Origin of the sequence: Azospirillum sp. B510, assembly GCF_000010725.1 — a bacterium.
In the GTDB taxonomy this organism is placed as follows: domain Bacteria; phylum Pseudomonadota; class Alphaproteobacteria; order Azospirillales; family Azospirillaceae; genus Azospirillum; species Azospirillum lipoferum_B.
This window is the reverse complement of sequence record NC_013854.1, coordinates 1,820,404-1,844,041: the sequence shown is the minus strand read 5'-3', so window position 1 is coordinate 1,844,041 and position 23,638 is coordinate 1,820,404. Positions and strand designations below refer to the sequence as shown.

The 23,638-nt window shown below is 68.0% G+C and carries 27 protein-coding genes and 1 riboswitch; of the genes, 12 read left to right on the top strand and 15 right to left on the bottom strand.

The window, feature by feature from the left end; translation table 11 throughout:
* Positions 1 to 7: 7 nt before the first annotated feature.
* On the bottom strand, positions 8 to 1,042 hold the full coding sequence (gene ftrA / locus AZL_RS08520) for a transcriptional regulator FtrA (RefSeq protein WP_042442823.1): 1,035 nt from the start codon (positions 1,040 to 1,042) through the stop codon (positions 8 to 10).
* Between the two features lie 91 nt (positions 1,043 to 1,133).
* Here ftrA and AZL_RS08515 point away from each other — a divergent pair, with 91 nt between their 5' ends.
* Positions 1,134 to 1,532, top strand: a complete 399-nt coding sequence (locus AZL_RS08515; RefSeq protein WP_012974223.1) for a rhodanese-like domain-containing protein — start codon at positions 1,134 to 1,136, stop codon at positions 1,530 to 1,532.
* Positions 1,533 to 1,557: 25 nt separating this feature from the next.
* Here AZL_RS08515 and AZL_RS36265 read toward each other — a convergent pair whose 3' ends face one another.
* The 3 genes from AZL_RS36265 to gltX form a co-directional block, all read right to left on the bottom strand.
* Positions 1,558 to 1,731 (bottom strand): hypothetical protein, encoded by a 174-nt coding sequence (locus AZL_RS36265; protein ID WP_158305969.1) that lies wholly within the window; start codon positions 1,729 to 1,731, stop codon positions 1,558 to 1,560.
* Positions 1,732 to 1,753: 22 nt separating this feature from the next.
* Complete coding sequence (gene gltA, locus AZL_RS08510) at positions 1,754 to 3,067, bottom strand: citrate synthase (RefSeq protein WP_012974222.1); 1,314 nt, start codon at positions 3,065 to 3,067, stop codon at positions 1,754 to 1,756.
* 100 nt (positions 3,068 to 3,167) lie between these two features.
* Entirely contained in the window at positions 3,168 to 4,574 is a 1,407-nt protein-coding gene (gene gltX, locus AZL_RS08505; protein ID WP_012974221.1) for a glutamate--tRNA ligase, read from the bottom strand.
* Between the two features lie 99 nt (positions 4,575 to 4,673).
* Here gltX and AZL_RS08500 point away from each other — a divergent pair, with 99 nt between their 5' ends.
* A complete protein-coding gene (locus tag AZL_RS08500; RefSeq protein WP_247894176.1) occupies positions 4,674 to 6,884 on the top strand; it encodes a ComEC/Rec2 family competence protein in 2,211 nt (736 codons plus the stop codon).
* Positions 6,885 to 6,948: 64 nt separating this feature from the next.
* Here AZL_RS08500 and lexA read toward each other — a convergent pair whose 3' ends face one another.
* The 8 genes from lexA to AZL_RS08460 all read right to left on the bottom strand — a co-directional run bounded on the left by lexA (position 6,949) and on the right by AZL_RS08460 (position 13,092).
* The gene (gene lexA, locus AZL_RS08495) at positions 6,949 to 7,671 is read right to left on the bottom strand and encodes a transcriptional repressor LexA (RefSeq protein WP_012974219.1); all 723 of its coding nucleotides are present in this window, start codon (positions 7,669 to 7,671) and stop codon (positions 6,949 to 6,951) included.
* Positions 7,672 to 7,869: 198 nt separating this feature from the next.
* Positions 7,870 to 9,099 (bottom strand): molybdopterin molybdotransferase MoeA, encoded by a 1,230-nt coding sequence (gene glp / locus AZL_RS08490; RefSeq protein ID WP_012974218.1) that lies wholly within the window; start codon positions 9,097 to 9,099, stop codon positions 7,870 to 7,872.
* Positions 9,100 to 9,103: 4 nt separating this feature from the next.
* Positions 9,104 to 9,613, bottom strand: a complete 510-nt coding sequence (moaC, locus tag AZL_RS08485; RefSeq protein WP_012974217.1) for a cyclic pyranopterin monophosphate synthase MoaC — start codon at positions 9,611 to 9,613, stop codon at positions 9,104 to 9,106.
* The gene (locus AZL_RS08480) at positions 9,610 to 10,113 is read right to left on the bottom strand and encodes a GNAT family N-acetyltransferase (protein WP_012974216.1); all 504 of its coding nucleotides are present in this window, start codon (positions 10,111 to 10,113) and stop codon (positions 9,610 to 9,612) included. Before AZL_RS08480 ends, moaC begins: the two co-directional genes overlap by 4 nt.
* 4 nt (positions 10,114 to 10,117) lie before the next feature.
* Positions 10,118 to 10,921: an indole-3-glycerol phosphate synthase TrpC gene (gene trpC, locus AZL_RS08475; RefSeq protein WP_012974215.1), complete on the bottom strand. Its 804-nt coding sequence runs from the start codon at positions 10,919 to 10,921 to the stop codon at positions 10,118 to 10,120.
* Positions 10,921 to 11,955 (bottom strand): anthranilate phosphoribosyltransferase, encoded by a 1,035-nt coding sequence (gene trpD, locus AZL_RS08470; protein ID WP_012974214.1) that lies wholly within the window; start codon positions 11,953 to 11,955, stop codon positions 10,921 to 10,923. Before trpD ends, trpC begins: the two co-directional genes overlap by 1 nt.
* Entirely contained in the window at positions 11,952 to 12,545 is a 594-nt protein-coding gene (locus AZL_RS08465; protein ID WP_012974213.1) for an anthranilate synthase component II, read from the bottom strand. Before AZL_RS08465 ends, trpD begins: the two co-directional genes overlap by 4 nt.
* Positions 12,546 to 12,636: 91 nt before the next feature.
* Positions 12,637 to 13,092 (bottom strand): STY0301 family protein, encoded by a 456-nt coding sequence (locus tag AZL_RS08460; protein WP_012974212.1) that lies wholly within the window; start codon positions 13,090 to 13,092, stop codon positions 12,637 to 12,639.
* An 84-nt stretch (positions 13,093 to 13,176) separates the two neighbouring features.
* Here AZL_RS08460 and AZL_RS08455 point away from each other — a divergent pair, with 84 nt between their 5' ends.
* From AZL_RS08455 to AZL_RS08445, 3 genes are all read left to right on the top strand, one after another.
* Positions 13,177 to 14,319 carry a divergent polysaccharide deacetylase family protein gene (locus AZL_RS08455; RefSeq protein ID WP_247894175.1) on the top strand — a complete coding sequence of 381 codons (1,143 nt, stop codon included), beginning with the start codon at positions 13,177 to 13,179 and terminating at the stop codon, positions 14,317 to 14,319.
* A gap of 25 nt (positions 14,320 to 14,344) precedes the next feature.
* On the top strand, positions 14,345 to 14,551 hold the full coding sequence (locus tag AZL_RS08450; protein WP_012974210.1) for a heavy-metal-associated domain-containing protein: 207 nt from the start codon (positions 14,345 to 14,347) through the stop codon (positions 14,549 to 14,551).
* Between the two features lie 102 nt (positions 14,552 to 14,653).
* A complete protein-coding gene (locus AZL_RS08445) occupies positions 14,654 to 14,881 on the top strand; it encodes an FmdB family zinc ribbon protein (RefSeq protein ID WP_012974209.1) in 228 nt (75 codons plus the stop codon).
* Positions 14,882 to 14,906: 25 nt separating this feature from the next.
* Here the strand turns inward: AZL_RS08445 and AZL_RS08440 are convergent, their stop codons facing one another.
* The gene (locus AZL_RS08440) at positions 14,907 to 15,728 is read right to left on the bottom strand and encodes an alpha/beta hydrolase (protein WP_012974208.1); all 822 of its coding nucleotides are present in this window, start codon (positions 15,726 to 15,728) and stop codon (positions 14,907 to 14,909) included.
* A gap of 178 nt (positions 15,729 to 15,906) precedes the next feature.
* On the opposite strand from AZL_RS08440, the gene AZL_RS08435 reads away from it, so the two are divergent.
* The 4 genes from AZL_RS08435 to AZL_RS08420 are packed head-to-tail and all read left to right on the top strand — an operon-like array spanning position 15,907 to position 19,004.
* Entirely contained in the window at positions 15,907 to 16,368 is a 462-nt protein-coding gene (locus AZL_RS08435) for a cupin domain-containing protein (protein ID WP_012974207.1), read from the top strand.
* Positions 16,365 to 16,904 carry a bifunctional adenosylcobinamide kinase/adenosylcobinamide-phosphate guanylyltransferase gene (gene cobU / locus AZL_RS08430; protein WP_012974206.1) on the top strand — a complete coding sequence of 180 codons (540 nt, stop codon included), beginning with the start codon at positions 16,365 to 16,367 and terminating at the stop codon, positions 16,902 to 16,904. Before AZL_RS08435 ends, cobU begins: the two co-directional genes overlap by 4 nt.
* Positions 16,905 to 16,924: 20 nt before the next feature.
* A complete protein-coding gene (gene cobO / locus AZL_RS08425) occupies positions 16,925 to 17,536 on the top strand; it encodes a cob(I)yrinic acid a,c-diamide adenosyltransferase (RefSeq protein ID WP_012974205.1) in 612 nt (203 codons plus the stop codon).
* A gap of 4 nt (positions 17,537 to 17,540) precedes the next feature.
* Entirely contained in the window at positions 17,541 to 19,004 is a 1,464-nt protein-coding gene (locus tag AZL_RS08420; protein WP_012974204.1) for a cobyric acid synthase, read from the top strand.
* A gap of 36 nt (positions 19,005 to 19,040) precedes the next feature.
* Here the strand turns inward: AZL_RS08420 and ispH are convergent, their stop codons facing one another.
* Positions 19,041 to 20,003, bottom strand: a complete 963-nt coding sequence (ispH, locus tag AZL_RS08415; protein WP_012974203.1) for a 4-hydroxy-3-methylbut-2-enyl diphosphate reductase — start codon at positions 20,001 to 20,003, stop codon at positions 19,041 to 19,043.
* Between the two features lie 219 nt (positions 20,004 to 20,222).
* Between ispH and AZL_RS08410 the strand changes: the two genes are divergently transcribed.
* A complete protein-coding gene (locus tag AZL_RS08410) occupies positions 20,223 to 20,759 on the top strand; it encodes a lipoprotein (RefSeq protein ID WP_012974202.1) in 537 nt (178 codons plus the stop codon).
* A 201-nt stretch (positions 20,760 to 20,960) separates the two neighbouring features.
* Here the strand turns inward: AZL_RS08410 and AZL_RS35380 are convergent, their stop codons facing one another.
* Positions 20,961 to 21,689 (bottom strand): hypothetical protein, encoded by a 729-nt coding sequence (locus tag AZL_RS35380; protein ID WP_148219258.1) that lies wholly within the window; start codon positions 21,687 to 21,689, stop codon positions 20,961 to 20,963.
* A gap of 124 nt (positions 21,690 to 21,813) precedes the next feature.
* Positions 21,814 to 21,929: riboswitch (glycine riboswitch) on the top strand.
* Between the two features lie 168 nt (positions 21,930 to 22,097).
* On the opposite strand from AZL_RS35380, the gene gcvT reads away from it, so the two are divergent.
* Together gcvT and gcvH are read left to right on the top strand one after the other, a co-directional pair.
* The gene (gene gcvT / locus AZL_RS08405; protein ID WP_012974201.1) at positions 22,098 to 23,210 is read left to right on the top strand and encodes a glycine cleavage system aminomethyltransferase GcvT; all 1,113 of its coding nucleotides are present in this window, start codon (positions 22,098 to 22,100) and stop codon (positions 23,208 to 23,210) included.
* A gap of 52 nt (positions 23,211 to 23,262) precedes the next feature.
* Entirely contained in the window at positions 23,263 to 23,637 is a 375-nt protein-coding gene (gene gcvH / locus AZL_RS08400; RefSeq protein ID WP_012974200.1) for a glycine cleavage system protein GcvH, read from the top strand.
* The last annotated feature ends 1 nt before the right edge of the window (position 23,638 follow it).

Sequence of the window (23,638 nt, the reverse complement as noted above, 5' to 3'; positions counted from 1 at the left end):
CAGCCTTTCAGGGATCCTGGAAAAGGGCGTGGTCGGTCGCGGCCGCGCCCTTTTTCGTTGCCGTGGGCTCCGCTCCCACGCCTCGGCGGAAGCGGGCCCGGTAAGTCGCCGGGCTCAGTCCCAACCGCCGGCGGAAGTGATGCCGCAGGGTGGCGGCGGAGCCGAAGCCGGTCCGGCTCGCCACCTCCTCCACCGGCAGGTTGCCGCATTCCAGCAGCTCACGGGCCCGGTTCAGCCGTTCCGTCAGCAGCCAGTCGCCGGGGCTGGTGCCCGTCATCGCCTGGAACCGGCGCAGGAATGTGCGCAGGCTCATGCCGGTCCGCGACGCCATGCCGGTCAGGCTGTGCTTTTCGGCCAGCCTTTCGCGCAGATGGTCGAGCAGGGGAGCCAGGCGGGTTCCCTCGCGGGCGATGGGAACGGGCGCTTCGATGAACTGCGCCTGCCCGCCCTCGCGGTGCGGCTGGACGACCAACCGGCGGGCGATGCTGTTGGCGGCCTCGGGGCCGAAGTCACGGCGGACCAGATGCAGGCAGAGGTCGATGCCGGCGGCGCTGCCGGCGGATGTCAGGATGTTGCCCTCGTCCACATACAGAACATCGGGTATCACGCGGATATCGGGATAGAGGTCACGGAGCGTATCGGCGTAGCGCCAATGGGTCGTTGCGCGGCGGCCGTTCAGGAGGCCGGCGGCGGCAAGGACGAAGGCGCCGGAGCAGATCGACAGGATGCGCGCGCCACGGGCAACGGCCCGGCGCAGGGCGGCGACCAGGGGAGCCGGCACCGGTTCACCGGCACCACGCCAGCCAGGGACGACGATGATGTCGGCCTGCTCGATCAGGTCCAGACCGCCATCGGCGACGACCCGGATTCCGCCAACCGCGCGCAGCGGACCGGATTCCAGGGCGGCGACGGCGAAGCGATACCAATCGGGTCCAAGTTCAGGTCGCGGCAGGCCGAACACTTCGACGGCGACGCCGAATTCGAAGGTGCAGAGGCCGTCATAGGCGAGGGCGACGGCGAGCGGAGGCAGGGCTTTTGGCATGAACTGCACGATAGCTGGCAGTCGCGCCACTTTCCAGCCCGCGCTCTGATCCGGATGATATGCCCATTTCCGCAACAAATGGAGGCCCCCCATGGCCAGTCTCGTTACCGAAATTCCCGCGGCATCCTCGGCGGAGGCGGCCGCCCATTTCGCCAGGCGCTTATCGCTGGAAACCGATTGCTGGGACGTGCAGGAGAGTCTGAAGTCCGGTGCGGCGGATTTCGTGCTGCTTGACGTGCGTGGTCCGGCCGCTTACGCGAAAGGCCATGTGCCGGGCGCGCTGAATCTGCCGCATGGCAAGATGACGGAGCGGCGGATGGCCGATTGGCCGGAGGATACGCTGTTCGTGGTCTATTGCGCCGGCCCGCATTGCAACGGGGCGGATCGCGCGGCCCTGCGTCTGGCGCGGCTCGGGCGGCCGGTCAAACTGATGATCGGCGGCGTGACCGGCTGGATCGACGAAGGATTCGCGTTGGAGGGCGGAAGCTGACCGCCGATATCAGATCAGAACGCTGTCAAATCAGAACGATCCCGGCGATCAGAGCCAGGATCAGCAGATAGACGACCAGCCGGCGCATCCGCCAGCCAAGCGGCGCCCTGTTATCGTTGGCCGGCGGGCGCAGACGCACCCGCCGGACCGGAACGATGTACGCGGTCGGGTCCTGGGCGGCTCCATTGGAGCCGCCCATTCCCTTATGGGCTGTCGGCCGGTTAGCCACGCTCGGCCAGCGGCACGAACGGCCGCTTGATGTCGCCGGTGTAGAGCTGACGCGGACGGCCGATCTTCTGCACCGGATCCTCGATCATCTCCTTCCACTGGCTGATCCAGCCGACGGTGCGGGCCAGCGCGAACAGCACGGTGAACATGCTGGTCGGGAAGCCCATCGCCTTCAGGATGATGCCCGAATAGAAATCGACGTTCGGATAGAGCTTCTTCTCGATGAAGTACTCGTCCGACAGGGCGATCTTCTCCAGCTCCATCGCGATGTCCAGCAGCGGCTCGTCCTTGATGCCGAGCTCGCCGAGGACCTCGTGGCAGGTCTGGCGCATCACCTGGGCGCGCGGGTCGTAGTTCTTGTAGACCCGGTGGCCGAAGCCCATCAGGCGGAAGTTGTCGTTCTTGTCCTTGGCGCGGCGGACGAACTCGGGGATGCGCTCCACCGAGCCGATCTCCTCCAGCATCTTCAGAACAGCTTCGTTGGCGCCGCCATGGGCCGGACCCCACAGCGAGGCGATGCCGGCGGCGATGCAGGCGAACGGGTTGGCGCCCGACGAACCGGCCAGACGGACGGTGGAGGTCGAGGCGTTCTGCTCGTGGTCGGCGTGCAGGATGAAGATCTTGTCCATCGCCTTGGACAGGATCGGATTGACCTTGTACGGCTCGCAGGGCGTGCCGAAGGTCATGTAGAGGAAGTTCTCCGCGTAGGACAGGTCGTTGCGCGGATACATGAAGGGCTGGCCATTCGAATATTTGTAGGCCATCGCCGCGATCGTCGGCATCTTGGCGATCAGGCGGTGCGCGGCGATCTTGCGCTCCTGCGGATCGTTGATGTCGAGGGAGTCGTGATAGAAGGCCGACAGGGCGCCGACGACGCCGCACATGATGGCCATCGGGTGGGCGTCGCGGCGGAAGCCGCTGTAGAACTTGGTCAGCTGCTCGTGCACCATCGAGTGGCGGCGCAGGATGTTCTCGAAGTCCGTGCGCTCGGCCGCGGTCGGCAGGTGGTTGTTCAGCAGGAGGAAGCAGACCTCCGGGAAGGTCGAATGTTCGGCCAGCTCGTCGATGGCGTAGCCGCGGTGCAGCAGGACACCCTCGTCGCCGTCGATGTAGGTGATGCCGGATTCACAGCTGCCGGTGGAGGTGAAGCCCGGATCATAGGTGAAATAGCCGGTCTCGGCGTAGAGCTTGCGGATGTCGATCACGCTCGGCCCGACGCTGCCGTGCATGACCGGCATCGTGACCTGCTTGCCCGTCTTGTTATCGATGAGGGTAACGGTGTCCTTGCCGTCCTCGGTCTTGGTCATCTCGGCACGTCCTTATCGTTGAGGGTCGGGCTTGGCGCCCTTTTTTCGTCGGCGCAGCATAGTTCCATGGCTGCCTGATGGCAACGCACGGAAATGACCTTTATGCTGCACCCGCAGCATCGCGGATGCGGGAAAGCGTCACATCCCGACCCAGCAATTCGGCGACCTCGAAGATCGGTGGAGAGACCGTCGAACCGGTCAGGGCGGCGCGGAGCGGTTGGGCCACCTTGCCCAGCTTCTCGCCCCGCGCCTCGGCGAAGGCGCGGACCTGCGCCTCCAGTGCCGCGGCGGAGAAGTCCGGCTCGGCGGCGAAGGCCGCAGCCAGCTCCTTCAACAGGCTACGGCCCTTTTCGTCGAGCAGCGCGGTTGCCTTCTCATCGTAGCCGAGCGGCTGAGGCGCGACGTAGAAGCGCGCGCTCTGTGCCAAGTCGACCACGGTGCGGGCGCGCTGCTTCAGCCCGTTCATCGCCCGAGTCAGAAGGTCGCGATCCGCATCGCTCAGGCTGCGGCCGAGGTCGGCTTCCAGCCGCGGCGCGATCAGCCCGACCAGCCGGGCGTCATCGGCCAGCCGCATGTAATGGGCGTTCAGGTTCTCCAGCTTGGCGAAGTCGAAGCGGGAGGCCGAACGGCCGATGTTTTCCAGGTTGAACCACTCGATCGCCTGCTCGGTGGAGATGATCTCGTCATCGCCATGCGACCAGCCGAGCCGCAGCAGGTAATTGCGGATGGCTTCCGGCAGATAGCCCATGTCGCGATAGGCATCGACGCCGAGCGCGCCGTGGCGCTTGGACAGCTTCGCGCCGTCGGGCCCGTGGATCAGCGGGATATGGCCGAAGCGCGGCAGGTCCCAGCCCATGGCGTTGAAGATCTGGATCTGACGGAAGGTGTTGGTCAGATGGTCGTCGCCGCGGATGACGTGGGTCACGCCCATGTCGTGGTCGTCCACCACCACCGCCAGCAGATAGGTCGGCGTGCCGTCGGCGCGCAGCAGGATCAGGTCGTCGAGCTGGGCGTTCTGCACCGTCACCTCGCCCTGGACGAGGTCGTTGAGGACGGTCTGTCCCTCCTGCGGCGCCTTCAGCCGGATCACCGGGGCCACCCCCTCCGGGGCGTCGGAGTCGGGGCGGTCGCGCCAGCGGCCGTCATAACGCATCGGCTGTCCGGCGGCCTTCTGGGCGGCGCGCATCTCCTCCAGTTCCTCCGGGCTGCAATAGCAGCGGTAGGCCTTGCCGGCGGCCAGCATCTGGTGCGCCACCTCGGCATGACGGTCCTTGCGTCCGAACTGGCTGATGGCGTCGCCGTCCCAATCCAGCCCCAGCCACTTAAGCCCGTCGAGGATGGCGTCGACCGCCGCGTCGGTGGAGCGTTGCCGGTCGGTGTCTTCGATCCGCAGCAGGAACTTGCCGCCGGTGTTGCGGGCGTACAGCCAGTTGAACAGGGCGGTGCGGCCACCGCCGATGTGCAGAAAGCCGGTCGGCGACGGAGCGAAGCGGGTGACGACGGTCATCGGTCTCTCAATTTCCGGTTCGGCGCTGGTATGATGCGCCGGTGGTTCGACACCGTGGTTTAACACAGCCACCGGGCTTGGAGGCAATGCGATGCGCGCATGGACGATCGCCATGGGGTACGCGGGCGTCATCGCCGCGCCGGGAGTCCGTTCCCGGTGACGGCGGCCGGCTGGCCGGAGGAGGAGACGGACGGTCCGGCGGCGCTCGGCGGCGGCTGGCGGCGCCTGCTGGCGCTCACGGGCAGGCGACTCGCGGCGTTGGCCGAGGCCGAGGCGGAGCGCTGGGTGTTGTGGCTTCCCGTCGCCTTCGGGGCCGGGGTATCGCTGTATTTCGGCCTGCGCCAGGAGCCTGTCTGGTGGAGCGGGTTGGCCGCGGCCGGCTGCGGCGGCGGTCTGCTGCTGATGGTGCGGCGCTGGTTCGCGCTGGCCGCCGCCGTGACGATGCTGCTGATGGTGGCCGCCGGCTTTCTGGTGGCCCAGGCCCATACCGCGCGGGTGGCGGCGCCGGTCCTGAGCCGCTGCATCGCCGGCGCCACCGTCACCGGCCGGGTGATGGCGGTGGAGCGGCGGCCGGGGGCGTCCCGCATCACCTTGCGGGAGGTGACGGTCAGCCGGCTGGCGCCGGAACGGACGCCGGCGGCGCTGCGCATCCGCCTGTCGGACCGTTATCCCGCTCCGCCGCCCGGATCGGTGGTGCGGGTGCGGGCGACGCTGCTGCCGCCCCAGGCGCCGGCCGAACCGGGGGCCTTCGATTTCCAGCGCCGGGCCTGGTTCATGGGGCTCGGCGCCACCGGCTTCGCCACCGGTGGGCCCGAGCAGATCGAGGCGCCGCCGGTGACGGGGTGGAGCACGATCGCCATCGCCTTCGAGCGGGCGCGCGGCGCCATCGCCGAGCGCGTGGCCACCGCCATCGGCGACCCGGTCGAGGCCAGCGTCACCACCGCCCTGTTGAACGGCGAGGAGTTCGGGATCCCGGATGGGACGATGGACGACTTCCGCAACAGCGGACTGGCGCATCTGCTGTCAATCTCGGGCCTGCATGTCGGCATCGCCGCCGGCATCCTGTTCTATGTGGTCCGGGCGCTGCTGGCGCTGGTGCCCTACATCGCGCTGCGCTGGCCGATCAAGAAGATCGCGGCTCTGTTCGGCATCCTGTCGGCGCTCGCCTACACGCTGCTGGTCGGGGCGCCGTTGCCGACGGTGCGGTCGGTGCTGATGACCGGCATGGTGATGGGGGCGATCATGCTCGACCGCCATCCCTTGAGCATGCGGCTGGTCGCCTTCGCCGGGATGGTCACCATCGCCATGGATCCGGAGGGGATGCTCGGCCCCAGCTTCCAGATGTCCTTCGCGGCGGTGGTGGCGCTGATCGCCGCCTTCGAGCGCGGCAGTCCCCGGTTGGCCGAGTGGCGACGCGATGCCGGGTGGGTCGTGCGCGGGCTGTTCTATGTCGGCGGCATTCTGCTGACCAGCGTGGTGGCGACGCTGGCGACCTTGCCCTTCTCGCTCTTCCATTTTCAGCAGATCGCCTTCTATGGCGTGCTGTCGAACCTGATCGCCATTCCCATCACCTCCTTCTGGGTCATGCCGTGGAGCCTGATCGCCTATGCGCTGCTGCCCTTCGGATGGGAGGAGCCGGCGCTGATCGCCATGAACTGGGGGGACCGCGCGGTGATCTGGACCGCCGAATTCTTCGGCCGTCTGCCCTGGGCGTCGCTGACCGTGCCGGCGATGCCGGCCGGGGGTTTCACGGCGCTGGTGCTGGGCGGCATCTGGCTCTGCGTGTGGACGCGGCGGTGGCGCTGGCTGGGAATGCTGCCGATCCTCGCCGGCCTGGCCGCACCGATGCTGGCGGAGCGGCCGGACGTGCTGGTGGCCGGGGATGGCACGGTGATGGCGGTGAGGATGCCGGATGGGCGGCTCAGCGCGTCGGTCAAGGGGGGCGGACGGGTGACCGAGACCTGGCGGGAGCGGGATGGCGAGCGGACGGCGGCCGACCCCTGGCCGGCGGCGGGAGAATGGAGCGACGGGGAGCGGTCGCTGGGCTGCGATGGGCTGGGCTGTCTTTATCGGGTACGGGGGAGGAGCATGGCCCTGTCCCGCCTGCCGGATGCGCTGGACGAGGATTGCGGGGCGGCGGATGCGGTGGTGACGACGGCGGTGGCGCGCGGATGCCGGGCGGATCTGGTGATCGACCGCTGGGCATTGCGCCATGAGGGGGCGCATGCGCTGACCGTCACGGCCGATGGGATAAAGGTGGAGACGGTGCGGGGCGTGCGGGGCGATCGGCCCTGGACCGGAGGGAGGTGAATGTGGGCGGGCTCCTTGCCCCCCCGACCCTCCCCCGCCGGGCGGGGGAGGGGGTGTCAGCGTCTCAGTATTTCCGAACGAGCCCGACCAGCTTGCCCTGCACGCGGACGCGGTCGGCGCCGAAGATGCGGGTTTCATAGGCGGCGTTGGCGGGTTCCAGCGCCACCGTGTTGCCCTTGCGGCGCAGGCGCTTCAGCGTCACCTCGCCCTCATCGACGAGAGCGACGACGATGGTGCCGTTCTCCGCCGAGTCACAGCGCTGGATGATGATGGTGTCGTGGTCGAGAATACCGGCCTCGACCATCGAGTCGCCGGACACCTCCAGCGCGTAATGGTCGCCGGTGCTCAGCATCGAGGCGGGGATATCGACGAAGGCGCTGTTGTCGCGCAGGGCTTCGATCGGGGTGCCGGCGGCGATGCGGCCATAGAGCGGCAGTTGCACCGTCTCGTTCGCGGACGCCGGAGCGGGGGCGGGCGGGGCGGCGTCACGGCTGGCGAAGGCGAAATCGCCCCGGATGACGTTGGGCTGGAATTTCGGCTTGACGGCGGCACGGGAACGGGCGGCGTCCAGCCCCTCGGGCAGGCGGAGAACCTCCAGCGCGCGGGCGCGATGGGGCAGGCGGCGGATGAAGCCGCGTTCCTCGAGCCCGGTGATCAGGCGGTGGATGCCCGACTTGGACTTCAGCCCCAGGGCGTCCTTCATCTCGTCGAACGACGGCGAGACACCGCCCTGGCCGAGCCGTTCGTGGATGAACAGCAGCAATTCATGCTGCTTGCGCGTGAGCATCGATGCCTCCCGGCCGTCGCCAGACTGAAGATGGAACAAAAACCAAACGTTGCTCCCCTGTTCTAGTTTGGTTCCTGGGGCGCGTCAAGCCCCCACCGTCCTATTTGAGAACTTGAATGGAACATTTGGAACGGTATGAAACGGTTTTCCCGCCTCCGTTCACTGTTCAATCCGCAAGGTCGCGAGGATGGCGGGCGGTCAGACGCTGAGCGCTCCATCAGTCAGGGGAAGCACGGCCACCATGGCGCCGGCCGGCTCCGGGTCGGCATTGGGCGGGCGACGGATCAGGCAGTCGGCCTGGGCGTAAAGCGAGGTGATGGCGCTGTCCTGGCGGGCGAAGGGCGTCACCGTCGGAATGCCGTCGGGGCCGGTGGCCAGGGTCGCGCGCAGGTAATCCTCGCGGCGGTCGTTGGCCTTCAGGGCGGTGGCCAGGCGGGCGCGCGGCGGCGGGCGGTCGTCCTCGGGCGGCAATCCCTGCAACAGGCGCAGGACCGGGCGTAGGAACAGCAGGGCGGTGACACCGGTGGAAACCGGATTGCCCGGCAAGCCCAGCAGCGGAACCGACCCGGCGCGCCCGAACATCACCGCCTTGCCCGGCCGCATCGCCACGGCCTGAACCTCCAGCGTCAGCCCGTAGTCGGCCAGAACGTCGCGCACAAGGTCGTAATCGCCATGGGCGGCGCCGCCGGTGGTGACCAGCAGGTCGCAGCCGGCCGCTCCCTTCGCCAGTGTGGCGACACTGTCCGGCGTGTCCCTGGCGACGCCGAGATTGTGGGCGAGGCCGCCCTGGGCGGTGACCAGGGCGCACAGGCCGAGCGCGTTGGTGCTGACGATCTGGCTCGGCCCCAGCGGGTCGCCGGGCAGGGCGATCTCGTCGCCGGTGGCGAGGATGGCGATGCGCGGCCGGCGATGGACCGACAGCCAGGGCAGATTGCCGCCGGCGGCCAGCGCGATGTCGCGGGCGGTCAGGCGCCGGCCCCGCGGCAGCAGCTCCTGCCCGGCCGTGAAGTCGAATCCAGCCTGCCGGACGAAGCGGCCGGCGACCACGGCGCGGCCGATCCGGACGCTGGTATCGTCGGCGTCGCAATCCTCCTGCATCACCACGGCGTCGGCGTCCTCGGGCAGGGGCGCGCCGGTGAAGATGCGCACGGCCTCGCCCGGCCCGATCCTGCCGGCGAAGGCATGGCCGGCGGCGGATTCGCCGATGCGGCGGAGCGTGACGGGTGTCTCCGCGGTCGCGGCGGCGATGTCGGCGGCGCGCACCGCCCAGCCATCCATGGCGGCGGCGTGGAAGGGCGGCTGGGTCAGGCGGGCGATCGCCGGTCCGGCCAGCACCCGGCCGAGAGCCTCGGGCAATGCCACGGTCTCCGCCGGCAGCGGGGCGAAGGCCGACAGGATGCGCGCGCGCGCCTCGGCGACGGAGATCATGGCGTCAGGTCCCGGCTGATGGAACGGCGGGCGTCACGGCGGCGCCACCCCAGTCGCCGCTCTTGCCGCCGGCCTTGTGCAGCAGGCGGACATCGGTGACGGTCATGCCGCGATCCACCGCCTTGCACATGTCGTAGACGGTCAACGCCGCGATGGTGACGGCGGTCAGCGCCTCCATCTCCACGCCGGTCTGGCCCTTCAGCTTGCAGGTGGCGGTCACGTCCACCGCGTTGCGGGCCGGGTCGCAGGAGAGATCCACCTTGACCGAGGTCAGCATCAGCGGGTGGCACAGCGGGATCAGGTCCGGGGTGCGTTTCGCCCCCATGATGCCGGCCAGCCGGGCGACCGACAGCACGTCGCCCTTCCTGACGCCGCCCTGCATGATGAGAGCCAGGGTGTCCGGCCGCATCAGCACGGTGGCGGCCGCGGTGGCGGTGCGTTCGGTGTCGGCCTTGTCGGAGACATCGACCATCACCGCCTTGCCGTCGGCGTCGAAATGGGTGAAGCCGCTCATCGGCCGGTCTCCTGAAGCGGTTTTTCCATGAAGACGCTGACGTCGTGGTCCTTGTAGCAGCCGTAGGGGCCACGGTCGGCGAAGCCGGCCCGGCGGTAGAGCGCCAGCGCCTCGTGCTGGTGTATGCCGGATTCGAGCAGCAGGGCGGACAGCCCCTCCGCCCGCGCCAGTTCCTCCAGGCGGGCGAGCAGGCGCTCGCCGACGCGGTGGCTACGGGCGGATGGATCGACATACATCCGCTTGACCTCGCCATAGCCGCCCGGCCGATAGCCGGAATGATCGACGCGCAGCGCGGCGCAGCCGACCGGCACGCCGTCCTTGCGGGCGACGAGGAAACGGACGTCCGCCGCCTCCAGCGAGGCGATGTCCAGCAGGTGGCAGGTCTCCGCCGGATAGAGGTCGAGCAGATAGCGGTCGAGGGCGGCGACCAGCGCGATCACCGCGTCCTGGCGCGGGCTTTCCGTGGCGATCGCGATGTCATTGGTCGAGACGGCCGCCATCGGATCAGACCGGGGCGAGCAGGGCGCGGGTGGCGGCGGTGACGTCGGCCTGCCGCATCAGCGATTCGCCGACCAGGAAGCAGCGGGCTCCGACCTTCGCCATCCGTGCCAGATCGGCGGGGGTGTGGAGCCCGCTTTCGGCGACCAGCATGCGGTCGGCCGGCACATTGGCCGCCAGCTCCTCCGTCGTCGCGATGTCGACGGTGAGCGTCTTGAGGTTGCGGTTGTTGACGCCGAGCAGCGGCGTCCTCAGCGCCAGCGCGCGGTCCAGCTCGGCGCGGTCATGCACCTCGACCAGCACGTCCAGTCCCTGGGCGATCGCGGCATCCTCGATCTCCGCCGCCTGGGCGTCGGACAGCGAGGCCATGATGATCAGGATGCAGTCGGCGCCCAGCGCGCGGGCCTCCACGATCTGATAGGGATCGACCATGAAGTCCTTGCGCAGCACCGGCAGATCGACCGCGGCGCGGGCGGCCACCAGATACTCGTCCCGGCCCTGGAAATAGGGCTCGTCGGTCAGCACCGACAGGCAGGTCGCTCCCCCCTCCCGGTAGGCGCGGGCGAGCGACGGCGGGTCGAAGTCGGCGCGGATCAGGCCCTTGGACGGGCTCGCCTTCTTGATCTCGGCGATCAGGCCGTAGCGGCCGGCCTCCACCGCGGCGCTGAGCGCCCGGATGAAGCCGCGCGGCGGATTGGTCTCGTTGGCGGCCTTGGCCGCGGCCTCGACCTCCGACAGCGGGCGGGCGGCCTTGCGGGCCGCCACCAGGGCGCGCTTGTCGTCGTTGATGCGGGTCAGAACGTCGCTCATCAGGCCACCGTCTCGTTGGTGATGGCAACCAGCCGGCGCAGCCGGTCGCGGGCGCCGCCGCTGTCGATGGCGTCGGCGGCCATCGCGACACCCTCCTTCAGCGTCGCGGCCTTGCCGGCCACCAGCAGGGCGGCGGCGGCGTTCAGCAGGACGATGTCGCGGTAGGGGCTGCGCACACCGTCGAACAGGGCATGGATGGCGGCGGCGTTGACCTGGGCGTCGCCGCCCTTCAGATCCTCGATGCGGGCGCGCGGCAGGCCGGCATCCTCCGGCTTCACCTCGAACACCGTGACCTCGCCGTTCTTCAGCTGGGCGACGGTGGTCGGGCCGGTGGTGGTGATCTCGTCCAGCCCGTCGGAACCGTGGACGACCCAGGCGGCCTCCGACCCCAGCCGCTTCAGCACATGGGCCAGCGGCGCCACCCATTGCTTGGAGAAGACGCCGAGCACCTGCCGTCCGGCGGTCGCCGGGTTGGCCAGCGGCCCCAGCAGGTTGAAGACGGTGCGGGTGCCGAGCTCGACGCGGGTCGGCCCGACATTGCGCATGGCGAGATGGTGGCGCGGCGCCATCAGGAAGGCGATGCCGGCGTCCCACAGCGCCTTGCGCACCAGCGCGAAATCGCAGTCGAGGTTGACGCCGAGCGAGCCGAGAACATCGGCGGCGCCCGATTTGGACGAGATGGCGCGGTTGCCATGCTTGGCCACCGGCACGCCGCAGGTCGAGACCACCAGGGCGGCGGCGGTGGAGATGTTGTAGGTGCCGACCCCGTCGCCGCCGGTGCCGCAGGTGTCGATGGTGCCGGGAGGCGCCTCCACCGGGATCGCCTTGGAACGCATGACGCGGGCGGCGCCGGCGATCTCGTCCACCGTCTCGCCGCGCACGCGCAGCGCCATCAGGAAGCCGCCCATCTGCGACGGGGTGGCGTTGCCGGACATGATGATGTCGAAGGCGAAGCCGGCCTCGGCCTCGGTCAGGGCGGCGCCGGTGGCGACCTTGCCCAGGATCGCCTTCATGTCGGTCAGGTCGCCGCTCATGCCGCCTTCTCCAGGCGGGGGGACGTCAGATCCAGGAAATTCCGAAGAATTTTATGGCCGTGCTCGCTCTCGATGCTCTCGGGATGGAACTGCACGCCGTGGATCGGCAGGTCGCGATGGGCCAGCGCCATGATCAGGCCGTCGGCGGCCTCGCCGGTCACCTCCAGGCAGGCGGGCAGGGTGTCGCGCTCGACGATCAGCGAATGGTAGCGGGTGGCGCGGAACGGGCTGGGCAGGCCGGCGAGCACGCCGCGCCCGTCATGGCGGATGTTGTCGACCTTGCCATGCATGGGAACCGGCGCGCGGATCACCCGGCCGCCGAAGGCCTGGCCGATCGACTGATGACCCAGGCAGACGCCCATCAGCGGCAGGCGCGCCTTGGCGGCGGCGTCGATCAGGGCCAAGCAGATGCCGGCGCGGTCGGGATCGCAGGGCCCGGGGGAGAGCACGATGCCGGCGGGGCGGAGCGCCATCGCCTCCTCCACCGTCAGGGCGTCGTTGCGGCGGACCTGCACGTCGGCGCCCAGCTCGCCCAGATAATGGACGAGGTTGTAGGTAAAGCTGTCGTAATTGTCGATGAGCAGCAGCATGCGCCTTCCACCTTCGCCCGGATCCTCTGGGCCGTTCCGGCCCTGTTCCAACGACCGACACCCTAGCCCTTGAGGGGGCGGATTTCCAGCCTCAGCGGCAATCGAACTGCGGTGGTGTCTTCGGGTCGTCGAGGACGGCGCCGCCGAGGTCGGTTTCCAGCGTCAGGGTACAGCGGCGGGTATGGCGCGGCAGGTCGGCGGCCAGGGTCGCCTGGGTATCGCGGTAGCGGCAGAGAACGAAGATCTTCCCCATCTGCCGGGTGTCGAACTCCCAAAGCTGGATCAGGCGGCGGGCGTGCCGGGCCTCGCGGTCGGGCGCCAGCGTGGTGCGCGCGGCGCTGGCCATCTGCTCCGTCCGATCGCCCTCGATCAGGGTGATGCCGATGAAGGGATGGCTGTCGCGGCCGGAATAGGGCGCCCAGCCGCCGGGAGCGTCCGGTTGCGCGGTGACGGTGACCGAAGCCGGGCATTGCGGCCCGCCCGCCGCCAGCGCCGGGCAAGACGCGGTCGCCAGCGCGAGCGAGGCGGTGACAAGGAAGGGACGCATCGGGTGGCCTCGCTCTGGTTTGCGCCGTTTGGGCGATTGCGGTCTCCGTGGCGGGGTGCCACTGTGCGGCGCCCCGGTCGCAGGATGGACGTCGTCACCATGGCCCGCAAGGCGCCTTCGAGAGCCCGCAAGTCTTCCCTTCCGCCTTTTCTGTCGAACCCTTTCCTTCTGGCCCTGGCCGCGGTCGCCGCGGTGTTCGCCGTGGCGATCGGCGTCGCGACGCTGACCGGCGGCCGATCCGGCGGCGAGCCGGCGCAGCAAGCCGCCGTGCGACCGGCCGCCGTGCCTGCACCCGCCCCACCCGCCCTGCCGGCGGCGAAGACGGAGGCGCCCGCCCAGCAAGCGACCGCTCCGCAGGCCGCGGAAGGACCGGAGCATGCGGTGCCGGAAAGGCCGGCGTCCGCCCAGCCCCAGGCCGAATCGCGCCCGCCGGCGACCACCGTGGCGATGCTGCCGCCACCGGTTCCGCCCGCCGTGGCGCCGGTGCAGCCGCCGCCGGGCAATGCCGCGCTGTGGCGCAGGAACGCCCTGCCGGCCGAGGTGCCGCCGGGCAAGCCGGTCATCGCCATCGTCATCGACGACATGGGGCTGGACCGCAGGCGCTCGACCCGGATGGCATCGCTGCACGGTCCGCTGACGCTGTCCTGGCTGCCCTATGCCCGCGACCTGTCGGCCCAGTCGAAGGCGGCCCGCGCCAACGGCCATGAACTGATGCTGCACATGCCGATGGAGCCCAGCGTCAAGGCCGACCCCGGTCCGAACGCCCTGCTGGTCTCGCTCGACAAGGGGGAGATCGTGAAGCGGTTCCGCGCGGCGCTGGACAGTTTCGACGGTTATGTCGGGGTGAACAACCATATGGGCAGCCGCTTCACCGCCGATCGGGCGGCGCTGGCGCCGGTGCTGGCCGAACTGCACCGCCGGGGCCTGCTGTGGCTCGACAGCCGGACCACGCCCAACAGCGCCGGAATCGGGCTGGCGCAGGAGTTGAAGATGCCCTGGGTCGGCCGTGACGTCTTCCTCGACAACCAGGAAACGGTGGCGGCGGTGAAGGCCCAGTTGGCGAAGACCGAGCAGGTGGCGAAGCGCCAGGGCTATGCCGTCGCCATCGGCCACCCGCATGATGCGACAATCGAGGCACTGGCGTCCTGGCTGCCGGATGTGCAAAAGCGTGGCTTCGTTCTTGTCCCGGTCAGCGCCGTGGTGCGGACGCACCATGCCGGCGGCTGACCCGACCGAAGGGGAGCCCGCGACGATGGCCGATGCGTACAAGGTGGATGGGATGACCTGCGGCGGCTGCGCCCGCTCGGTTTCCAACGCGATCATCAAGGCGGCGCCCGACGCAGCGGTCACCGTCGATCTCGCCACCGGCACCGTGCTGGTCGATGGCGGCATTCCGGCCGAACTGGTTCGGCAGGCGGTGGAAACCGCCGGCTTCGATTTCGGCGGGGTGGCCGGCTGACGCCGCCGCCGTGCACCGCGATGTGCGCCGCAACAAAACCGTTTTCAGAGTATGGATATTGCGGGATACTCGGCATGTTGCCATCCGTTCCGCGAGGTCCCGATGCCGCTCTATTCCTATCGCTGCAAGGCCTGCGACCATGGGTTCGAGACCCTGGTCCGCTCCGGTGAGACGCCTGTCTGCCCGTCCTGCGGCAGCGCCGACCTGAGCCGGCAGCTGTCGGCGGTCGCGCCGGAGGGCAAATCCGGCGCCGTCGTCCAGTCCGCCCGCCGGATGGCGGCCAAGGAGGGGCATTTCAGCAATTATTCGCGGTCGGAACGGCCCAGATAGGGCGGGCCAAGGGGATAAGGCGGCTTCAGGCCGCCTCGACCGTCCCCGCCTTGACCCCGAGCGTCTCGGCGATCCAGCCTTCGACCCGCTCGGCGGCGGACTGCCAGTCCTGTTCGAGCATCATCGCGTGGCCCATGCCCGGCAGGAACACCGGCTCGGTGCCCAGCGCCATGGCGGTGGCGACCACCTCGGCGCGGGGGAAAAGCAGATCCTCCTCCGCCCCCATCACCAGAATCGGCAAATCGCGGGGCGGCAGCACGGGGAAGGGAATCCAGCCGCCGATATCCAGCAGGACGCGGCGCGACTCCTCCTGCATGCGCCTGTCATATTGCGCGGCTTCGTCGCGAGGCATCTTGTCGGAGAACATGGCGCGGCGGATCGCCTCCGGATCGAAGGCGCTCTCGCCGAAGGTCATCAGCATCGACATCTGCTGGAACACGAAGGGGGAGCGCCAGGCCAGCCCCATGGTCGAGGACAGCAGGCCGTAGGGCGGCGCCGACGCCATCAGCACGCCGGCTGGAAAGCGGCGCTTCGCCAGTGCCCGCTGGACCACCATGCCACCCATGGAATGGCCGATCAGCACCGGCGGGGCGGACAGGCGGCCGGCCGCCTCCAGAACGTCATCGACGAAGTCGGCGATGCCGAAGCTGTCCAGCCGGTGGCGCCCCTCGCTGTCGCCGTGGCCGCGCAGCGAGACGGCGTGAGCCTCCCAGCCGCGGGCGGCGAACCAGGGAAGGAACTTGGCGTCCCAGATCCAGGCGCCGCTGAAGGCGCCATGAACGAACAGGAGCGGCGGCGCCTTGGCCGTGCCGGCGGGGTGGCGGCTGATCAGTTCCAGGGTCGTCATCGGTTCGCGGCTTTTGATGTTGCGATGCAGCAAGAATGCCGGCTGCGAGGATGCCTGTCGGCCGGGGCGCGGGCAAGCCCGATCGGCAACCCTGCCCGCCGAAGGGGCTTGCGCCGTTTGACGCAGCCGGTGCGGTTTGCGACAGTCCGGACCCGCACAGCCAAACCGGAGACGGGCCATGCCAAAACCGCCGGTCATCGATCCCGCCAGCCTGTCCGCCGAAACCGGCGCCACCGACTATCCGCAGCCCTTCCGGGGGCAGGTCGCGGGGCGGCACCGGGTGGTGCTGGGCGATCCGCTGGGGCTGAGCAATTTCGGCGTCAACCTGACCCGGCTGGCGCCCGGTGCCTCGTCGGCCCTGCGCCATTGGCACAGCCGGCAGGACGAGTTCGTCTATGTGGTCGAGGGCGAGCTGACGCTGGTGACCGATGCCGGCGAGACTCCGTTGAGCGCCGGCATGTGCGCCGGCTTTCCCCACGGCGTCGCCGACGGCCACCGGCTGATCAACCACGGCGACCGCCCGGCCAGCTATCTGGAGGTTGGCGACCGCGGCGCCGGCGACGAGATCGATTATTCCGACGAGGACATGGTCTGGCGCGACGGCGCCTATCGCCACCGCGACGGACGTGTTTGGGAATGAGCGCCGGGATACCGAACGCCGACCTGACCCTGGTGCTGGGCGGCGCCCGCTCTGGCAAGAGCCGCTATGCCGAGGGGCTGGTGACCGCGCCGGGCGGCCCGCGCGTCTACATCGCCACCTCGCAGGTGTGGGATGCCGAGATGGCGGAACGGGTGGCGAAGCACCGTGAAGACCGCGGCCCGGACTGGACGACGGTGGAGGAGCCGCGCGATCTGACCGGCGCCCTGCGCCGCCACGCCGCCGCGGGCACCGGACTGCTGGTCGATTGCCTGACCCTGTGGCTGACCAACCTGATGATGGCCGACGCCGACATCGCGGCGGAGAGCGCGGCGCTGGTCGCGCTTCTGCCGACCCTGCCGGGGCGGGTGGTGCTGGTCTCCAACGAGGTCGGGCTCGGCATCGTGCCCGACAACGCGCTGGCCCGCCGTTTCCGCGACCATGCCGGCCGCCTGCATCAATCCATCGCGGCCGTGGCGCCGCGCGTCGTGCTGACCGTCGCCGGTCTGCCGATGTTCGTGAAGGGAACCCCCGCATGACCGACACCATGGCCGACACCATGGCCGACGCCGGCGAGCTAAACCGCCGCCATGCCGAGAAGATGAAGCGCCGCAAGGCCTTGCAGGAGCGGGCGCTGGCGTCGAAGACGCTGGAGAAGGGCCTGCTGATGGTCCACACCGGCAAGGGCAAGGGCAAATCGACCGCCGCCTTCGGGCTGATGATGCGCGCGGTCGGCCACGGCATGCGCGTCGGCATGGTGCAGTTCGTCAAGGGCGCCTGGTCCACCGGCGAGACGGTGGCGCTGGAGCGCTTCGAGGATCTGGTCGATTTCCACACGATGGGCGAGGGCTTCACCTGGGACACCCAGGACCGCGCCCGCGACATCGCCGCCGCCGAGGCCGCCTGGGCCAAGGCCAAGGAGCTGATGGCCGACCCGCGTTACCGCCTGATCGTGCTGGACGAGCTGAACATCGTTCTGCGCATGGAGTATCTGCCGCTGGACGAGGTGCTGGCGGTGCTGGCGGCCCGCCGGCCCGACCTGCATGTCTGCGTCACCGGCCGCAACGCCAAGCCGGAGCTGATCGCCGCCGCCGACCTCGTCACCGAGATGACGCTGGTCAAGCACCCGTTCGAGGCCGGGGTGAAGGCCCAGGCCGGCATCGAGTTCTAAGATCATGAGATCTCGGGCGATCATGTTGCAGGGCACCGGCTCCGACGTCGGCAAGTCGCTGCTGGTGGCCGGGCTGTGCCGGGCGCTGGCGCGGCGCGGGCTGACCGTCCGGCCGTTCAAGCCACAGAACATGTCGAACAACGCCGCCGTCACCGCCGACGGCGGCGAGATTGGCCGGGCCCAGGCGCTTCAGGCGCGGGCCTGCGGCGTGGCGCCCAGCGTCCACATGAATCCGGTGCTGCTGAAGCCGCAGTCGGATGTCGGATCCCAGGTGGTGGTGCGCGGTGTCGTGGTGGGCACCGCGCGGGCCGCCGATTATCAGGCGCGCAAGCGCGAGCTGCTCGGCACCGTGCTCGACAGTTTCGAGCGGCTGCGGGCCGAGGCCGACATCGTCGTCGTCGAGGGTGCCGGCAGCCCGGCGGAGGTCAATCTGCGGGCCGGCGACATCGCCAACATGGGCTTCGCCACCGCCGCCGATGTGCCGGTCCTGCTGGTCGGCGACATCGACCGCGGCGGGGTCATCGCCAGTCTGGTCGGCACCCACGCCCTTCTACCAAAATCTGAGCAGGAGCTGATCAAGGGCTTTCTGATCAATAAGTTCCGCGGCGATGTTCGCCTGTTCGATGAAGGGCTGCGGATCATCGAGCGGCACACCGGATGGCGCGGTTTCGGCGTGGTGCCCTGGCTGAAGGAGGCGGCGACGCTGCCGGCGGAGGATGCGGTGGCGCTCGACCGGCCACGGGCGGCTGGAGAAGGGGCGCTGCGCGTTGCGGTGGCGATGCTGCCGCACATCGCCAATTTCGATGATTTCGATCCGCTGGCGCAGGAGCCGGGAGTGGCGCTGACCATGGTGCGTCCGGGACGGCCGCTGCCGGGCGACGCCGATCTGGTGATCCTGCCCGGCACCAAGACGACCATCGCCGACCTCGCCTTCCTGCGGATGCAGGGCTGGGACATCGACCTGCTGGCCCATTGGCGGCGCGGCGGGCGGGTGCTGGGCATCTGCGGCGGTTATCAGATGCTGGGCCGCCGCATCGCCGATCCCGACGGCATCGAAGGCCCGCCGGGCGAGGCCGCCGGGCTCGGCCTGCTGGAGGTCGAGACGGTGCTGATGGGGCCGAAGGTGCTGGAGGAGGCGCACGGCACCGAGCGGCGCACCGGCGCGGCGGTGGCGGGCTACGAGATGCATATGGGCCGCACCGACGGGCCGGACCGGGCGCGGCCGATGCTGGAGCTTGCCGGCGGCGGAACCGACGGGGCGGAGTCGGCGGACGGGCGGGTGGCGGGTTGCTACCTGCACGGGCTGTTCACGGCGGACGGCTTCCGCGCCGCCTATCTGAGGGGATTGGGCGGCGCGCTATCGGACCTCGACTACGGCCTTGCCGTGGAACGGGCGCTGGATGCCGTTGCCGAGCGTTTGGAAAGCGTTGTGGATGTTGAGGGGCTGTTGCGGGTGGCGGAGGGATGAGGGCGCTGGCGCGCCCCCTCGGTCAAGCATCCTCCTTCAAGCCTCCTCCCGATCCTCCAGCAGGGCGCGCGGCAGCTTGAAGACGATGTTTTCCGTCGCCGTGCGCAGTTCCTCGACCGTCACGTCGAAGCGGGCGCGGGCGGCGTCGATCACCTCCTCGACCAGCACCTCCGGGGCGGACGCGCCGGCGGTGATGCCGAGACGGGTGACGCCGGCCAGCGCGCTCCAGTCGATGTCGGCGGCGCGCTGGACCAGTTGGGCGGCCGGACAGCCATGGGTCTTCGCCACCTCGACCAGCCGCTTGGAGTTGGAGGAGTTGGGCGCCCCGAGCACCAGCAGCGCGTCCACCTTCGGCGCGATGGCCTTGACCGCCGCCTGACGGTTGGTGGTGGCGTAGCAGATATCCTCCTTCTTCGGCCCGGCGATGGCGGGGAAACGGGCCTGGAGGGCGGCGAGGATCTCCGTCGTCTCATCGACCGACAGGGTGGTCTGGGTGGCGTAGGCGAGGTTTTCCGGATCGCGCACCGCCAGCGTCGCGACGTCGGCCACCGTCTCGACCAGAACGACGGCGCCGTCGGGTAGCTGGCCCATGGTGCCGATCACCTCGGGATGGCCGGCATGGCCGATCAGGACGATCTGCTTGCCCTCGTCGAAATGGCGTTCGGCCTCGCGGTGAACCTTGCTGACCAGCGGACAGGTGGCGTCGAGATAGAACAGCCCGCGCGACTCCGCCGCCTGCGGCACCGATTTCGGCACGCCATGGGCGGAGAACACCACCGGGCGTCCGTCCGGCACCTCGGTCAGCTCGTCGACGAAGACGGCGCCCTTCGATTCGAGGCTTTCGACCACGAAGCGGTTGTGGACGATCTCATGCCGGACATAGACCGGCGCGCCATAGCGGTCGAGCGCCGTCTCGACGATCTGGATCGCCCGGTCCACCCCGGCGCAGAATCCGCGCGGCGCCGCGAGGAGAATGGTCAGGGGAGTGGTCGTGGTCATATGCGCTGTTCCGCCCTTGCCTGTGAGACGTCGCCCTTAGGTGGTCCTGTGGTGAACGGTCACAAGGCGCGAACCGCCGCGCGGTCTTGTGCCGGTCACGCCGGGACACTAAAGTCGCGGTCCAACAGCCCGTTAACCGATCAGGCCGAACCGATGGACCGCCGCGACCGTAATATAGGAACCCCCGCCCGGAAAAGCCCGCTGGCGTCCCTCTCCGGGATGGGCCGCCCTGCGCTGCTCGCGGCCGGGGCCGTGCTGGTGCTGTCCGGCTGCTCCGGCATGGGGCTGGGGCCGAAGGACCCGGCGGAGGCGGCGCTGGCCTGCCCGAAGGTCAACATCGTCCGCGACCTTCAGGAGGTGACGGTCTTCCGCCCCGGCGGCAAGGATCTGACCGATCTGGAGTCGCGCGCCGCCCTGACCGACTTCAGCGGCAGTTGCGATTACACCAGCAACGGCGTCACCGTGAATGTGAACGTCTATCTGATCGCCGAACGCGGCCCGGCGTTGCAGGGCAACACCGCCAAGTACCAGTATTTCGTCGCCATCGCCAAGCCGGATGATTCGCTGGTGTCGAAGGCCTATTTCGACACCGACGTCACCTTCGTCCCCGGCCAGCCGCGCGCCGGCACCAAGGAGGAGCTGACGCCGAAGATCCCGCTGCCCAAGGACGCCAACGCCAAGGACTGGAAGATTTATCTGGGTTTCCAGCTGACGCCGGAGCAGCTGAGCTTCAACCGGACGCAGGTTAAGAAGTAACTAAAGCTTTTCTAAATATAAGCCATGCGAGGGAGTCATAAAAGCGACTCTCTCGCATGGTTTATCGGAAAAATTATAGGATAAAAGTTTAGGCCTTTCATTAGTAATTATTTATGAATTCGGCATTCAAATTTGTTTTATAGAAATTTATATGAAATAATGCATTAAAAATAAACAATAACATATTGAGATAATTTTGTTCTAATTGCAGTTGTTGATACTTGTTATTGATCCAATAGAATTTGAAGCGCAAGAATTTTTTGATTTGCTTTCTATAACTCCTATATGTTGCGATGATTTTGTAGAATTCCCTGTCTCTATTACGGCTGAATTTCCTGTGAATCCACCAATAAATTTCTGAACAATGGTTCCTTCCGTTTTTATTTTATCTTTTAATGATATCGCGGCAGAACCGGAAACATTGGCGTCACCAGAAATACTGAAATCCCTATCATCATTTTTCATAACTTTTATTTTTCCGTCAGCGGCAAAGGCTGAGTTTGTCAGATTAAACAGATTGGCTCTGCTTGCCAATCTTTCGATTGATGAAGAATTTGCTGATATTAATGCTGAAATCATTGCTGGACCAACGATGCCAAGCTGAAACAACTTCATTCTATTGTGCTCTTCTTCATTTAAGAAAACCCACAGGCCGCCAACAAATGCCGAAAAAATAATACGACAAACCCAGCCAAATACTGTTACTTCCATGCTTGGATCTGCAATGAGCAATTTGTATGCAGGGATTGGATATGTAGAAATTCCAACAAATCCGCCACCTAAGCAACCTATAATTACCCTCATTCTCTCTGATAAGTTGTTTCCCATCGGTATTATCCCGTCATCGCTTAAAATTTTTATCCAGATACCATTGTTCGACTCATTGTGGAATATCTTTGTTCTGTCTCTAACGGTGCGTTTTGCAACCATCGTCTATGACGTGCTCAGTGGAGTGGTGGTCTTGCTGTAGTACGTCACACTGGCTGATTGCTTGCCCAAAGCGTCGATTGACAAACCTGTCTGATCGCGACAAGGTGCGCCGCATATACGCCGATGATCCCTCGCGGGAGAGATCGCCTGTGGAACCACCGGAAACGGATGGGGACGCGGGCGGCGCCGAAGGAGCAACCGCCCCCGGAAACTCTCAGGCAAAAGGACCGCAAGGGGATAAGGCAACTCTGGAAAGCAGCCTCGGCGCCCAGTCGCCGCGACTCACCGAAGGAGTAAACCGGGTGCCCGGCTCGACCGGACGGCGGTGAATCTCTCAGGTCCAAGACAGAGGGGGCAGCGTCCCGCGCCGATCCCGGCGCGGGAGCCGAACCCTGTCGGAGGACCCGCGTGACCGAGGCCGCAACCGCTCTCAAGACCACCCCGCTGCACGCTCTCCATGTCGAGCTTGGCGCCCGCATGGTGCCCTTCGCCGGCTACGACATGCCGGTGCAGTATCCGCTGGGCATCCTGAAGGAGCACCAGCACACCCGCGAGAAGGCCGGGCTGTTCGACGTGTCCCACATGGGGCAGGTACGCCTGACCGGAGCCGATCCCGCCGCGGTGTTGGAAACGCTGGTTCCCGGCGACATCACGGGGCTGGCGCAGGGCCGCATGCGCTACACGCTGTTCCTGAACGAGCAGGGCGGCATCCTCGACGACCTGATGGTGACCAATGGCGGCGACCATCTGTTCCTGGTGGTGAACGCCGCCTGCAAGGAGCAGGACGTCGCCCATCTGCGTGAGAAGCTGGCCGGCAAGGTCGAGGTGGAACTGCTGGACGATCTGGCGCTGATGGCGCTCCAGGGTCCGCTGGCGGCCGAGGTGATGGCCCGCTTCGTGCCGGAAGCCGCCGGCATGAAGTTCATGAGCTGCCTGTCCGCCAGCTTCAAGGGCGTGCCGGTGATCCTGACCCGTTCCGGCTACACCGGCGAGGATGGCTACGAGATCTCCTGCGACAAGGCCGATGCCGAGATGATCGCCCGCGCCCTGCTGGCCGAAGCGGAGGTCGAGGCGATCGGGCTCGGCGCCCGCGACTCCCTGCGGCTGGAGGCGGGGCTCTGCCTGTACGGCCACGACATCGACACCACAACGACGCCGGTCGAGGGTGCGCTGGAATGGACGCTGCCGAAGCGCCGCCGCGCCGAGGGCGGCTTCCCCGGATACGACATCATCCACCGGCAGCTGACCGGGGGCGCCACCCGCCGCCGCGTCGGCATCCAGCCGGACGGCCGCCAGCCGGCCCGCGAGCACACTGAAATCCAGGACGCCAATGGCAACCGCATCGGCGAGATCACCAGCGGCGGCTTCGGCCCGACCGCCGGGGCGCCGGTCGCCATGGGCTATGTCGATATCGCGCATGCGGCGCTGGACACGCCGCTGACGCTGGTGGTGCGCGGCAAGCCGCTGCCCGCCCGCGTCGCCGCCACCCCCTTCGTGCCGCAACGCTATTACCGGGGCTGATGCCCTCGGCACTTCGACCGCAAGCAACCGCTTCGAACAGGGAATTCCTCAGATGACCAAGAAATTCACCAAGGACCACGAGTGGGTTCAGGTCGATGGCGACGTCGCCACCGTCGGCGTCACCGACTTCGCCCAGAGCCAGCTGGGCGACGTGGTGTTCGTCGAGCTGCCCGAGGCCGGCCGCGTGCTGGAACAGGGCAAGGAAGCCGCCGTCGTCGAATCGGTGAAGGCCGCCAGCGACGTCTACGCCCCGGTGTCGGGCACCGTCATCGAGGCCAACCAGGCCCTGGTCGACGATCCGTCGATGGTCAACAGCGCCGCCGAGGGTGAGGGCTGGTTCTTCAGGATCCAGTTGAAGAACGCCTCTGAACTCGATGGCCTGATGGACGAATCGGCCTACAAGGCCTTCGTGGAGGAATCCAACTGAC